General features: G+C 67.3%; 13 protein-coding genes. 11 read left to right on the plus strand and 2 right to left on the minus strand.

Annotated features, from left to right (window positions below):
* The first annotated feature begins 29 nt into the window (after window positions 1–29).
* The 6 genes from DCO45_RS18155 (at window position 30) to DCO45_RS18180 (ending at window position 5,452) form a co-directional block, all read left to right on the plus strand.
* Window positions 30–710, plus strand: a complete 681-nt coding sequence (locus DCO45_RS18155) for a Fe2+-dependent dioxygenase (protein ID WP_116927140.1) — start codon at window positions 30–32, stop codon at window positions 708–710.
* Between the two features lie 131 nt (window positions 711–841).
* Window positions 842–1,489 (plus strand): PepSY-associated TM helix domain-containing protein, encoded by a 648-nt coding sequence (locus DCO45_RS18160; RefSeq protein ID WP_116927141.1) that lies wholly within the window; start codon window positions 842–844, stop codon window positions 1,487–1,489.
* Window positions 1,490–1,523: 34 nt separating this feature from the next.
* Entirely contained in the window at window positions 1,524–2,045 is a 522-nt protein-coding gene (locus tag DCO45_RS18165) for a DUF2271 domain-containing protein (RefSeq protein ID WP_116927142.1), read from the plus strand.
* 33 nt (window positions 2,046–2,078) lie between these two features.
* A complete protein-coding gene (locus DCO45_RS18170; protein ID WP_116927143.1) occupies window positions 2,079–2,879 on the plus strand; it encodes a DUF4198 domain-containing protein in 801 nt (266 codons plus the stop codon).
* 57 nt (window positions 2,880–2,936) lie between these two features.
* Window positions 2,937–4,067 (plus strand): FAD:protein FMN transferase, encoded by a 1,131-nt coding sequence (locus DCO45_RS18175; RefSeq protein WP_232539417.1) that lies wholly within the window; start codon window positions 2,937–2,939, stop codon window positions 4,065–4,067.
* Window positions 4,067–5,452, plus strand: a complete 1,386-nt coding sequence (locus DCO45_RS18180; protein ID WP_313900088.1) for a sulfite reductase subunit alpha — start codon at window positions 4,067–4,069, stop codon at window positions 5,450–5,452. The genes DCO45_RS18175 and DCO45_RS18180 overlap by 1 nt, the downstream gene beginning before the upstream one ends.
* Before the next feature lie 21 nt (window positions 5,453–5,473).
* Here DCO45_RS18180 and DCO45_RS18185 read toward each other — a convergent pair whose 3' ends face one another.
* Window positions 5,474–6,265 carry a VOC family protein gene (locus DCO45_RS18185; protein ID WP_116927145.1) on the minus strand — a complete coding sequence of 264 codons (792 nt, stop codon included), beginning with the start codon at window positions 6,263–6,265 and terminating at the stop codon, window positions 5,474–5,476.
* Window positions 6,266–6,296: 31 nt separating this feature from the next.
* The gene (locus DCO45_RS18190) at window positions 6,297–6,863 is read right to left on the minus strand and encodes an OsmC family protein (RefSeq protein WP_116927146.1); all 567 of its coding nucleotides are present in this window, start codon (window positions 6,861–6,863) and stop codon (window positions 6,297–6,299) included.
* A 344-nt stretch (window positions 6,864–7,207) separates the two neighbouring features.
* Here DCO45_RS18190 and DCO45_RS18195 point away from each other — a divergent pair, with 344 nt between their 5' ends.
* The 5 genes from DCO45_RS18195 to DCO45_RS18215 are packed head-to-tail and all read left to right on the plus strand — an operon-like array spanning window position 7,208 to window position 13,522.
* Window positions 7,208–8,875 carry a TIGR04028 family ABC transporter substrate-binding protein gene (locus DCO45_RS18195; RefSeq protein ID WP_116927220.1) on the plus strand — a complete coding sequence of 556 codons (1,668 nt, stop codon included), beginning with the start codon at window positions 7,208–7,210 and terminating at the stop codon, window positions 8,873–8,875.
* Between the two features lie 34 nt (window positions 8,876–8,909).
* Window positions 8,910–9,854, plus strand: coding sequence for an ABC transporter permease (locus DCO45_RS18200; RefSeq protein ID WP_116927147.1), 945 nt, complete (start codon window positions 8,910–8,912; stop codon window positions 9,852–9,854).
* A gap of 2 nt (window positions 9,855–9,856) precedes the next feature.
* On the plus strand, window positions 9,857–10,816 hold the full coding sequence (locus DCO45_RS18205; RefSeq protein WP_116927148.1) for an ABC transporter permease: 960 nt from the start codon (window positions 9,857–9,859) through the stop codon (window positions 10,814–10,816).
* Entirely contained in the window at window positions 10,813–12,456 is a 1,644-nt protein-coding gene (locus DCO45_RS18210; protein WP_116927149.1) for an ABC transporter ATP-binding protein, read from the plus strand. Before DCO45_RS18205 ends, DCO45_RS18210 begins: the two co-directional genes overlap by 4 nt.
* Complete coding sequence (locus DCO45_RS18215; RefSeq protein WP_116927150.1) at window positions 12,422–13,522, plus strand: putative FMN-dependent luciferase-like monooxygenase; 1,101 nt, start codon at window positions 12,422–12,424, stop codon at window positions 13,520–13,522. Before DCO45_RS18210 ends, DCO45_RS18215 begins: the two co-directional genes overlap by 35 nt.
* The last annotated feature ends 5 nt before the right edge of the window (window positions 13,523–13,527 follow it).

Here is a 13,527-nt window from a genome sequence, read left to right on the forward strand (position 1 = left end):
GGGCTTTTTTTCATGGAGGAGCTCTAACCATGATGCTGCACATTCCCCATGTACTCACGCGCGACGAGGTGGCCGCCATGCGCGCTGCCATCGATGCGGCCGACTGGATAGACGGCCGAGCCACCGTTGGCAGCCAGGGCGCGCAGGTCAAGCGCAACCGGCAACTGCCCGAGACCTCACCGGTGGCGCTGGAGCAGGGGCGCATCATCGAACGCGCGCTGGCGGCCAATACGCTGTTCTTTCAGGCCGCGTTGCCGGCGCGCACGATGGCGCCGCTGTTCAACCGCTATGCCGAAAGCGAAACCTATGGCCTGCATGTGGACGGCGCTGCGCGCCGGGAGGCCGGACAGGCGCAGTGGCTGCGCACCGATGTGTCCTCGACCTTGTTCCTGTCGGACCCCGAGGACTACGACGGCGGCGAGCTGGTGGTGGTCGATACCTACGGCACGCACGAAGTCAAGCTGCCTGCCGGCGACCTGATCCTCTACCCCTCATCCAGCCTGCACCGGGTCGAGCCGGTCACGCGAGGTGAGCGGGTCAGCTCGTTCTTCTGGACCCAGAGCCTCGTGCGCGATGATGCGCGGCGCACGATGCTGTTCGAACTGGACCAGAGCATCCAGCGGCTGCGCAACCAGCTGGGCGAGACGGAAGACACCGTCGCCCTGACGGGCCACTACCACAACCTGCTGCGCATGTGGGCAGAGACCTGAGCTCTGCCCATGTCTCCACTGGGTAAAGTATTTGAAAATGAGAGTCATTAGCATTTATTTTCCTTAAAATCCCTGCTTTTGCCCGGCGCAGGCATTCCCCTCTGCCGGGTCCGAAACCTGCCTCTCTCCGCATGAAAGCCAACGCGTCTTCCTCCTCGCAGCGGGCCTACTGGCTCAAGACCTTGCATGAATGGCACTGGGTCAGCTCCGCCATCTGCCTGGTGGGCATGCTGCTGTTTGCGGTGACGGGCTTTACGCTCAACCATGCCGGGCAGATAGAGGCCAAGCCGACCGTGGTATTGCGCGAGGGCAGCTTGCCCGCGCCGCTGCTGCAGGGCCTGCAGCAGGCTGCAACGCGCCACAAAGAGGGCGCAGACGCAGCCCAGGCGCTGCCCGCCGACGTGCAAGGCTGGCTGCGCGCCGAGCTGGGCGCCGACACCCGCCAGCGTGCGGTGGAGTGGAATGAGGATGAGGTCTATGTGGCCTTGCCTCGGCCAGGCGGTGATGCCTGGGTGCGCATTGCGCTGGGCGATGGGCAGGCCGAGCATGAATCCACCGACCGGGGCTGGATCTCCTACTTCAACGATTTGCACAAGGGCCGCCATGCCGGCCTGGCCTGGACCTGGTTCATCGACATTTTTGCGGGCGCCTGCCTGGTGTTCTGCATCACGGGTTTGTTCATCTTGCAGATGCATGCCGGCCGCCGCCCGATGACCTGGCCCATGGTGGGCCTGGGGCTGCTGGTCCCGGCGCTGCTGGCGCTGCTGTTGGTGCACTGACCCCACCCACACCGACTTTTTCTGAGGAGAGCACATGACAAGCACTGTTTCGCGTTTCACCGTGGCCTTGACGGCGGTGGCTGGGCTGCCGGCCGTTGCCGGTGGGCTGAATCTGGGGGTGGAGCTGCCACGCCTGGAGGTGGCCGAATACCACCGCCCCTATGTGGCCGTCTGGCTGGAGCGCGCCGATGGAACAGTGGCGGCCAACCTGTCGGTCTGGTACGAAGTGAAAAAGCGCGATGCCGAAGGCGCCAAATGGCTCAAGGACATGCGCCAGTGGTGGCGCCGCACAGGCCGCGAGCTGAGCGTGCCCATCGATGGCGTGACCCAGCCGACCAAGCCGGCAGGCAAGCATGCGCTGTCGTTCTCCGAAGGCAGCAACCCGCTGCCCAAGCTGGAGCCGGGCCAGTACAAGCTGCAGATCGAGGCCGCACGCGAAGTCGGTGGCCGCGAGCTGCTGAGCATTCCTTTTGAGTGGCCCGCCAAGCAGGCCACCAGCCTGTCGGCCCAGGGCAAGACGGAGCTGGGCGAGATCAAGCTCGAACTCAAGCCCTGATCCACCACACCTACATTTTTGAGGAGAGTCCCCATGTTTTCTGCCACCCGTATTGCCGCCGCGCTGGCGCTCGGCTGCGCCGCCATCGGCGCCCAGGCCCACAGCGTCTGGATGAAGCCTTCGAGCACCGTGCTGTCCAAGGCGGACTGGGTCACGGTCGATGCCGCCGTGTCCAATGACATGTTCTTCTTCAACCACCGCCCGCTGGGCCTGGACAAACTGGTGATCACGGCGCCCGATGGCAGCACGGTGGAGCCCAAGAATGCGCACAAGGGCGAGCTGCGCAGCGTGTTTGACCTCAAACCCGAGCAAGCGGGCACCTACCAGCTGGCCATCGTCAACAGCGGCGTCATGGGTTCCTACAAGGATTCGGCCGGCCAGATGAAGCGGCTGCGCGGCAGCGCCGACGAGATCGCCAAGCAGATCCCCGCCGATGCCAAGGAAGTGCGCGTCGCAGAAAGCATCAGCCGCATCGAGACCTTTGTGACCATGGGCAAGCCCAGCCCGCTGCGTTTGAGCGGCAAGGGCCTGGAGCTGGTGCCTGTGACCCACCCCAACGATCTGGTCACCGGTGAGGAAGCCACCTTTGCCTTCCACGTCGATGGCAAGCCGGCTGCCGATGTCGAAGTGGTGCTGGTGCCCGATGGCAAGCGCTATCGCGATGCCGTCAACGAGATCAAGCTCAAGACCGATGCCCAGGGCCAGGTCAAGGTCAAGTTCCCCACCGCCGGCATGTACTGGCTGGACGCCGACGTCAAGGACGACAAGACCTCGACCCCCATCGCCAAGGAACGCCGCCTGGCCTATGTCGCGACCTTGGAAGTGCTGCCTTAAGGCGCAGTGGCCGGTGACTGCACAACGGGCATGCGCCAGGCTGAACGCGGAGCCGCTGTGAGCACGGCACCGCGCATCCACTATGGCGCCGGCATCTGGCAGATCCCCCAGGCCCAGGCCAGGGGGGAAGGCCAGCTGGCCCCGGCAAGCCCTGCGCTGGCCGGCCACTCCTTTGCATCCCCCGCCTGGAGGGCGCCTGCGATGCACCATGCGCAGGATGCCAGCCTGCACCGCCTGCAGGGCGCGACGATGGGCACCACCTGGTCGCTGCGCCTGGCCAACCCCGACTACGCCCCGCTGGCGCCGGTACAGGCGCTTGTGCAGCAAACGCTGGAGGCCGTCATCGCGCAGATGAGCAACTGGGAGGCGGACTCCTGCCTCTCGCGCTTCAATGGCGCCGCTGCAGATACCTGGCACGCGCTGCCCCTCGAGTTGGCACAGGTGCTGGATGCGGCCCTTTACTGGGCCCGCGCCTGCGATGGCGCCTATGACCCGACCGTCGGCGCGCTGGTGTCGCTCTGGGGCTTTGGCCCGCGTGCAGACCCGCACGCGCCGCACAGCGGCCAGCCACCTGCGCAGGCCGCTATTGACCGCGCGCTGCAGGTCTGCGGCCACCAGCGCCTGCAGTGGCAGCCGCAGCTGCGGCGATTGCTGCAGCCCGGTGGCCTGCAGCTGGACCTGAGCGGCATCGCCAAGGGCTATGCCGTCGACTGGGTCGCCGAGCGCTTGCGCGCCGCGGGCTGGCAGCATGCGCTGCTGGAGATTGGCGGAGAGATTCGGACCTGGGGGCACAAGCCCGGCGGACAGCCTTGGCGCGTGGCCGTGGCGGGTGTGGCCGGCGATGAGCCGCTGGCGGTGCCGCTGGTCGATGGCGCGCTGGCCAGCTCGGGCGACCACTGGCATGTGTTCATGCATGGGGGCCGGCGCTTTTCGCACAGCTTGGATCCGCGCACCGGCCAAGCAGTGGCCCATGCACTGACCAGCGTGACCGTCTACCACGACGAATGCATGCATGCCGATGCGCTGGCCACCGTGCTCACGGTGCTGGGGCCCGAGGACGGCTGGCAGTTTGCGCTGCAGCAGCAGCTGGCGGCCGTCTTTCACAGCCATCCCGATGCCGGGCAGCCGCAAGGCCTGCGCCGGATGACGCCGGCCTGGCAGCAGCGTTTTGCAGGCAGCATGCAGTGATGATCGATTGGATAGCAAGCCCTGCGCGGGTGGCAGGTGCCGCCGCCTTGGTGGCTGGATATACGCTCTTGTGCGCCGCTGTGGCCGGGCGCTTGTGGCGCCAGCGCCGGGCCGAGCGCCAGGAGCAGCTCGCGCTGCAAGCGGGTACGCAGCAGGGCGCGCCGGTGCTGGTGGCCTATGCCAGCCAGACCGGCCGGGCCGAGGCCCTGGCGCATGAGACCGCGCGCGTGCTGCATGCCGGCGGCTGCGCGGTGCAACTGCGGCCGGTGCAGGCGCTGCGCCTGGCCGACCTGCAGGCCTGCGCGCAGAGCCTGTGGCTGCTGTCCACCACCGGCGAGGGCGATGCGCCCGACGACGCGCTGCCATTTGTGCGCCAGGTGCTGGAGCAGGCGCTGCCGCTGCCCGGGCACAACGCCCATGTGCTGGCGCTGGGCGACAGCGAATACGCCGCCTTCTGCGCCTTTGGCCTGCGCGTGCAGCAGTGGCTGCAGCAGCAAGGCGCCAAGGCCGATGTGCTGTGCATGGACAACGGGGATGAGGCCAGCTTGATGGCCTGGCAGGGCCAGACGGCCGAGTTGCTGCAGTCGCTGACCGGCCAGGCCGGCGATGGCTGGAGCCAGCCGGAAGCCGCCCAGCCCTGGGTGCTGCGCCGCCGCCAGTTGCTCAACCCCGGCAGCCAGGGCGGCCCGGTGTACCTGCTCGACTGGCAGCCGCAGTCGGGCTCGTTGCCGCTTTGGGAATCCGGCGACCTGGTATCGCTGGCGGTGCCGGCCGATCCGCAGCGCAGCCGCGATTACTCCATCGCCTCGGTGCCCGAAGATGGCTGCCTGCAATTGCTGGTGCGCCAAAGCAGGCGTGCCGATGGCACACCGGGCCTGGCATCGGGCTGGTTGTGCGAGGGCATGGCCGTGGGTGATGTGCTGCCGATGCGGCTGCGTGCGCACAGTGGATTCAGGTTGGGTGACAACGCCGAGCGCCCTTTGCTGCTGATCGGCAATGGCACCGGCTTGGCAGGGCTGTGCAGCCATATCCGCGCGCGCATGGTGCAAGGGCGCTCTGACCAGTGGCTGGTGTTTGGCGAGCGCCGTGCTGATGAGGATGCGCTGCTGGACGCACAACTGCAGCAGTGGCTGGCCGCTGGCCAGCTGGAGCGCCTGGACCGCGCCTGGTCCCGCGATGCCACCGACCCTTGCTATGTGCAGCAGTTGCTGGAGCGCCAAGCGCAGCGCCTGCGCGACTGGGTCGCGTGCGGCGCTGCGATCTATGTCTGCGGCAGCCAGCAGGGCATGGCGCAGGGCGTGGATGCGGTGCTGCGCCAGGTTCTGGGTGCCGCGGAGGTGGATGCGCTGGCGCTGGCCGGGCGCTACCGGCGTGATGTGTATTGAGAGCTCGTCTGGCTTGACAGCTTAGGCGGTGGCCAGGCTGCTGTTGGCCTTGCTCGCCGGCTCCGTTTTCTCAAACGCAATGGCTGCCCCATGCGCCAGCTTGGCAGCAGCCTGGTCCCAGCTGCCCGTGCCACCCTTGAGCGCAATCACGAACGGCCCTTCGCCCTTGCTCTGCAGTTGCGGCGCCGTCTGCGTCAGCTCCAGCACGCTGTTGCCCAGCGCAATCGTGGCGCTGCTGCCGCCGTCAGCCGCGTGGATGTGCGCGCCATCGCCCAGCAAGGCGCGGTAGCGCTCCAGGCTTTGCAGCAGGTCGCTGACGGCGACGGTCAGGCGCGCCACACCGGTGGCGCCGTTGGCATGCTGGCGCACTTCACCTTCGGGCACGCGCAGCTTGCGTGGTGTGATGTCGCCGCAGAGGAAGGGCAGGTCATGCGTGTGCGGGCGGCCGGTCTGCCATTGCAGCTTTTCGCCATCGGGGCGCAGGCGGCCGCCATCCAGCGGGCCTTGCAACTCCAGGCCGCGCGCCTTGGCCGCAATAATCACCTCGGCGGTGCTGGTGGGCAGCAGCGCAAAGTCGATGATGCCTTCGCCATGCTGGTCCAGCAGCTGCCACCAGCGGTCCTGCGGCGCGGGGCTGCGCCAGGCGATCAGCTCGAAATAGGCGCCGTCCTCAAACACCACCAGCGCATTGTGGGTGGGGCGGCCGGGGTGTTCACCGCCGCGCACAACGGTAAAGCCAAGGGCCGCGTAGTCGTCAATGGTTTTGTCGAGGTCGTGGACCGCGATCACGATGTGGTCAAGTGTCAGTGCCATGGGAGATATCCGTAAAAGGGGAGGAGGGGAATCAGGCCGCTTGCTTGTGTGTCTGGGCCAGCGAATCGCTGTGCTCGACGGTGGCGCGGATGGTCTGCGGCTGGCGCAGCAGGTTCAGGATTGGGCAGGTCTGCTCGACGGCGGCAAACAGCGCATCGATGTCGGCGCGCGGCGCGGGCGAGTCGATATGCACGGTGTAGGCAATGTCGTGGGGCCATACCGGCGTGGCCTCGTGGCCGGGCTTGCCCGCGCGCGGGTCGATCACGCCGCTCACCTCCACCTCCAGGCTGGTCAGCGGCACCTGCTGCGCCGATGCCTGGATCAGAAAGATATGGGTGACGCAGCTGCCCAGCACACCCAGCTGCAGCTCGGGCGAACTGGGCCCCAGGTTGTAGCCGGCAAAGCTCGGCGGGCTGTCGCTGATGACCTGGTGCTCGCGGATACGGATGCGGCGCACGCCGCTGCGCCCTTCGGCGCTCACGGTGGCACGCAGGGCCGTGGCCTGGGCCGTGCCGGCATCGATCTGGGCATCGCGGGCCAACACGGCGCCGCGCTTTTCAGCCAGGTAGTCATTCAAGGTAGCAGGGCTTGCACTCATGGAGTCTCTTGGAAATGTGCTGCATCGGCGGGAGGTGATGCATGCCGAAGACCATTGTTGGTGTTGAGAGCCTGCGCGTGAACTGCGCAGATCGCATGTGCATATGCAGCCGCTGCGCATGTGCTTATGCGCAAACCCTCTATGCGGCAGCGGGCCTGGTGGCCGCGCGCTTCCTTGGTTTGCGCATATCGATGCTCCGAAAAATACCTTCTCGCCACGCGCTAAATGTCTAGCATGACAAACCCAGATGGCGGCATTTTCAACAAAGGTGCTGCTGGCCGGTGGCCGCGGTTGGCGCGCCGGTGCAGGCAAGGTTGCCCGATGGTTAGCGAGGGTGGTGTGTGGTGGTGAAAGCAAATAAATTCAAAAAATTGGCGCTATGGAGTGCGGCGCTGCTGGCGCTGGGCGGGCTGCTGTCGGCCTGCTCCAAGAACGAGGGCGTGGCCGAGGCCAAGACCGATACCGGCCCTGTCAGCGGTGGCGCGCTGGTGTACCTGGAGCAGCAGGCGCATACCAACCTCTACCCGCCAGCCGGTGGCTTCTACCCCAATGGCGGTGTGCTCAACCAGATAACAGACAAGCTCACCTACCAGGACCCCAAGACGCTGGAGATCCAGCCCTGGATTGCCAAGAGCTGGACCATCAACGACACGGCTACCGAGTTCACGTTCGAGCTGCGCCCGGGCGTGACTTTCTCCGACGGCACGCCGCTCGATGCAGCAGCGGTGGCCAAGAACTTTGACACCTATGGGCGCGGCAACAAGGCGCTCAAGCTGCCGGTGTCCGAGGTCATCAACAACTACGAGCGCAGCGAGGTGCTGGGCCCGCTGACGGTGAAGTTCTATTTCAGCAAGCCCTCGCCGGGCTTCCTGCAGGGCACCTCGGTGATCGGCTCGGGCCTGGTTGCTTTGCAGACGCTGGAGCGCCCGTTTGACGAGCTGGGTGACGCCACCAAGATCATTGGCTCGGGCCCCTTTGTGGTGGCGAGCGAAACGCTGGGCAAGGAGCTGCTGCTGTCGGCCCGCAAGGACTACAGCTGGGGCCCGGCGCAGCTGGCGCACCAGGGCCGAGCGCGGCTCGATGAAGTGCGCTTTATCGTGACGCCGGAAGACAGCGTGCGCATTGGCGCGCTGCTGTCGGGTCAGGCCGGCGTGATCCGCCAGGTGCAGGCCTATGACGAAAAGCGGGTGGAGGAGCAGAAGTTCGTCATCTACGCGCCGTCCACACGTGGCGTGAACAACAGCATTGTTTTCCGCCCCGACAACGCGCTGGTGGCAGATCTGAAAGTGCGCCAGGCGCTGCTGCACGCCACCAATACCCAGGAGGTCGTGCAGACCCTGTTCTCGCACAACTACCCGCAGGCCACCTCGGTGATCGCGGCCAGCGCGCAGGGCTATGTCAACCTGGCGGGCAAGCTGGCCTACGACCCGCAAAAGGCCCAGCAGCTGCTTGACAGCGCGGGCTGGACGCCCGGGCCCGATGGCATCCGCCAAAAGGACGGCCGCGCGCTGGTGCTGGCTGCCTACGATTCGCTGCCCCAGCCGCAGAACAAGGAAACCCTGCAACTGGTGGCCCAGCAGTGGGGCAAGGTGGGGGTCAAACTGCAGGTGCTGAGTGGCGATGCCGGCGTGCGCGTTGTCGACAACCTGGACCCGGAAAAAACCCCGGTCGCCCCCGGCATGGTGGGCCGCGCCGATCCCGATGTGATCAAGAGCAACTACTACCCGACCAACCGCAACGTGCTGCTGCAGCAAGGCGGCGTGAGCCAGAAGGTCAAGGGCTTTGTCGATCCGCAGCTCAATGGCTTGCTGGAGGCGATTGCCGCGCAGACCGATACGCAAAAGCGCCTGGCGCTGACGGCCGATGTGCAGAACTACCTGATCGACCAGGCCTATGTGATCCCCATTTTTGAAGAGCCGCAGGCCTTTGCCGCAGCCCCCTGGGTGCGCGAGGTGGGCTTTGAGGCGGTGGGGCGCCCGAGCTTTTACAGCACCTGGCTGGCCAAGCGCTAAGGCGCAGCCCCGCTGAGCGGCAAGGAGCATCCCGATGTCCTTCTATCCCTACCTGGCCCGGCGCAGTGCCCAGGCGCTCTTGGTGCTGTGGGCGGCGTTCACCGCGTCCTTCGTGCTGCTGCAGCTGCTGCCGGGCGATGCGCTGCTGATCAAGTTCTTGAGCCCCGAGCTGGGCCTGAGCCCGCAGGAGGTGGCCGACATCCGCGCCGCCTATGGCGCGGACCAGCCCGTGTGGCAGCAGTACTGGCACAGCCTGACGGGCTTTGTCAGCGGCAACTTTGGTTACTCGCTGCAGGCGGGCGTGCCGGTCAGCCAGGGGCTGGCCACCAGCCTGCCGCCCACCTTGCGGCTGGCGGGGCTGGGCTTTGCCTTGGCGCTGGTGCTGGCCCTGGTGCTGGCGCTGCTGGCCCAGTTGGCACCCTGGCGCTGGCTGCGCGGCGCGCTCTATGCGCTGCCTTCGGTGTTTGTCTCGGTGCCCGTGTTCTGGCTGGGCATTGTGCTGATCCAGCTGGTCTCGTTCCGCCTGGGCTGGATCCCCGTGATCAACCCCGGCAAATGGCAGGGCCTGGTGCTGCCGACCTTGACCTTGGCGATCCCCATTGCCGCGCCGCTGGCGCAGATCCTGCTGCGCAATGTGGACGAGGTGCTGACCCAGCCCTTTGTGGCCGTGGCCCGCGCCAAGGGCGCGCCGCGCCTGTGGGTGTTGCTGCGCCATGTGGCCGGCAACGCTGCACTGCCGATGCTGACGATGGCCGGCGTGCTGTTTGGCGAGCTGCTGGGCGGCGCCGTCGTGACCGAGGCCGTCTTTGGGCTCAATGGCCTGGGGAGCCTCACGCAGCAGGCTGTCGGCAACCAGGACAGCGCCGTGCTGCAGGCGGTCGTGGTCATCTCTGCCACCGCCTTTGTTTTGATCAATCTGGTGGTGGACTTGCTCTACCCGCTGTTCGATCCGCGTTTGCGCAACCGTTTGGGAGTTTGACCATGTCTGCAAGCACTTCATCACCCGCCGGCCTGGGGGCCCTGGCCGCCGAGCCGGCCCTGTTGGGCGCAGCCCGTGGCGCTGCCAGTGCGGCGGTGCAGGCGCCGCCGCAGCGGCTTGCCGCGCCGCGCCGCGCTGCGATCTTTGCTGCCGCCTTGCAGCGCCTGCGCGCCGCACCGCTGGGCCTGTTGCTGGCCTGGGGTGTGCTGGCGCTGGTGGCCTTGTGGGCCATCGCACCGGGCCTGTTTACCAGCTACAACCCGGTGCTGGGCACCGCCGGCCAGCAGCTGCAGGCGCCCAGCGCCGCCCATTGGCTGGGAACGGACGCGCTGGGCCGCGACAGCTATGCGCGTCTGGTCTATGGCGCGGTGCACTCGCTCAGCGGCGCCTTTGTGGCCGTCAGTGTGGGCCTGGTGCTGGGCAGTCTGCTGGGCCTGGTCGCAGGCGCTACGGGCGGCTGGGTGGAGGATGTGGTGATGCGCATCGTCGGTGTGCTGCTGTCGGTGCCCTCGCTGCTGCTGTCGCTGTCGGTGATCATCATCCTGGGCTTTGGCACGGTGAATGCCGCGCTGGCCGTGGGGGTCGTATCGGTGGCCAGCTTTGCGCGGCTGCTGCGCTCGGAAGTGGTGCGGGTGCGCCGCTCTGACTATGTGGAGGCCGCACTGGGCAGTGGCGGGCGCTTTGCCGCCGTGCTCTGGCGCCATGTGCTGCCCAATTCGCTGACCTCGGTGATCGCGCTGGCGGCGCTGCAGTTTGGCTCGGCCATTCTGGCGATCTCCACCTTGGGCTTTCTGGGCTATGGCGCGCCACCACCCACACCCGAGTGGGGTCTGTTGATTGCCGAAGGCCGTAACTACATCTCCACCGCCTGGTGGCTGACGGCCGCGCCCGGCCTGCTGGTGGCAGCGGTGGTGCTGGCGGCCAACCATATCAGCGCCGATCTGACCCGGAGGCGCGCATGACGGACACTGCCATTCCCGTTTTGCAGGTGGAGAACCTGTCGATCGCCTACCACGATGGCCAGGCCGAGCAGCGCACTGTGCACGAGGTCTCGTTTTCCATCGCCGCCGGCGAGGTGCTGGCCCTGGTGGGCGAGTCCGGCTCGGGCAAGACGACCACCGCACAGTCCATCATGGGCCTGCTGGCCGACAACGGCCGGGTACAGGCTGGCAGCATCCGCATCAACGGCCAGGACGTGGCCGGCTGGTCGCAGCGCCAACTGCAAGTACTGCGTGGCAAGGTGGTCAGCCTGATTCCGCAGGACCCGACCACCTCGCTGAACCCGGTGCGCACCGTGGGCGACCAGGTCGGCGAGATGCTGCGCCTGCATGGCTGGCGCGACAAACAGCAGATTGCCCAGCGCGTGCTGGAGCTGCTGCAAAAAGTGGGGCTGTCGCAGCCCGAGCTGCGCGCACGCCAGTTTCCGCATGAGCTCTCGGGCGGCATGAAGCAGCGCGTGCTGATCGCCATCGCGATTGCGCTGCAGCCAGCGCTGATCATTGCCGATGAACCGACCAGCGCGCTCGATGTGACGGTGCAGCGCCGCATTCTGGACCTGATCGACGACCTGCGCCGCGAGTTTGGCACTGCCGTGCTGCTGGTCACGCACGACCTGGGCGTGGCCGCCGACCGCGCCAACCGCCTGGTCGTTCTGCAGGCCGGCCGCATCCAGGAGCAGGGGCCCACGGCCGATGTGCTGCGCAATCCGCAAAGCCGCTATACGCGCCAGTTGCTGGCCGATGCGCCATCGCTCGGCACGGCGCCGGCGCGGACGCCAAGGGCCCTGGATGCGGAGCCGGCGATTGTGGTGCGCGATCTGGTGCATGACTTTGCGGTGGCGGGCCAGCGGGGTCTGTTCCGGGCGGTCGATGGCATCTCGTTTGACGTGCCCCGGGGCAGCACGCATGCCATCGTGGGCGAGTCCGGCTCCGGCAAGACCACGACCATCCGCGACGTGGTCGGCTTTGGCAAGCCCACATCGGGCAGCATCATGGTGGAGGGCGTGGATGTGACGGCCTTGCGCGGCGAGGCCTTGCGCCAGTTCCGCAAGACGGTGCAGCTGGTCTACCAGAACCCGTTCAGCTCGCTCGATCCGCGCCAGAGCATTTACGCGATCATCGAAGAGCCACTGCTGAACTTTGAGCGCCTGGCGCCGGCCGAGCGCGAGCGCCGCGTGCATGACATGCTGGCCCGCGTGGGCCTGCCGCCTTCGGTGCTGACACGCCGGCCGCGCGCGCTCTCGGGCGGCCAGCGCCAGCGTGTGGCCATTGCCCGGGCGCTGATTCTGCAGCCCCGCGTGCTGGTGCTGGACGAGGCCGTGTCCGCCCTTGATGTGACCGTGCAGGCGCAGATTCTGGCACTGCTCGACCAGCTCCAGCGCGAGCTGCAGCTGACCTATCTCTTTATCTCGCACGACCTGGCCGTGGTGCGCCAGATTGCCGACACCGTCTCGGTGCTGCAGGGCGGCCGCCAGGTGGATGCCGGGCCGGTGGACGAGGTGTTCTCGCGCCCCAGCAGTGCCTATACGCGCGAGTTGATCGCCGCCATTCCCGGAAAAAAACACCAGCATGAACCCGAGCCCCTCTCACAACTCGCCGCCTAGAAAACGTCTGGGCTTTTTCAGCCGCCTGCTGGACCAGGCCAGCGCGGCCGAGCGCTACCGCCTGGTGACCGCGCAGATCCAGCATGCCGAAGCCCATGGCTTTGACACGGCCTGGGTCGCGCAGCACCACTTTCATGAAGCCGAAGGCGGCCTGCCTGCACCGCTGGTGTTTCTGAGCCATGTGGCCGCGCGCACGCAGCGCATCCGCCTGGGCACCGGCATTGTCACCTTGCCGATGGAAAACCCGATCCGCGTTGCCGAAGACGCGGTGGTGCTCGATCTGCTCTCGGGCGGCCGGCTGGAATTTGGCGTGGGCACCGGTGGCACGCCCGAATCCTTTAGCGCCTTTGGCCTGCGCAGCGACGACCGCGCCCGCATCTATGCGCAGCACCTGGCCGTGCTGCGCAATGCCTGGGCGGGGCTGCCGCTGCCCGGCGGCGATCGTCTCTACCCAGCAGGGCCGCAGCTGTTGTCGCGCATCTGGCAGGCCACGTTCTCGGCCGCCGGCGCCGAGCGCGCCGGCCTGGCTGGCGACGGGCTGATGCTGTCACGCACCCAGCCGCGCAGCGCCGAGGCACCGCATGCCAGCCTGGCCGATATCCAGAACCCCTTGATCGACACCTACCTGGCGGCATTGCCGGCAGGTGCTGCGCCGCGCATCCTGGGATCGCGCACCCTGTTTGTGGCCGAGGACCGCCAGCGTGCCTTGCAGCTGGCCGAGCTGGGCCTGCGCCGCAGCCTGGCGCGTGCAGCCGCTGCCAACCCGGGCGGCCCGGCCAGCCAGTGGGGACCGGATGCACCGCTGGCGCAGCTGCTGGCCGCCTACGACGTACATGTGGGCAAGCCCGATGAGGTGATTGCCTCGCTGCGCGCTGACACGGCGCTGGCGCGGGCGACCGATATCTCCTTCCAGGTGCATTCGATCGACCCGCCGCATGCCGACATCCTGCGCTCGATTGCGCTGACCGCGCAGTACGTGGCGCCGGCGCTGGGCTGGCAGCGCGAGGATGCACTGGTGCCACCGGCGGCCGCCTCTTATCCCCTGCCAGTACCGGCGCTGGCCTGATTTTT

Origin of the sequence: Comamonas sp. JNW (assembly GCF_003105075.1) — a bacterium.
In the GTDB taxonomy this organism is placed as follows: Bacteria; Pseudomonadota; Gammaproteobacteria; order Burkholderiales; family Burkholderiaceae_C; genus Comamonas; species Comamonas squillarum.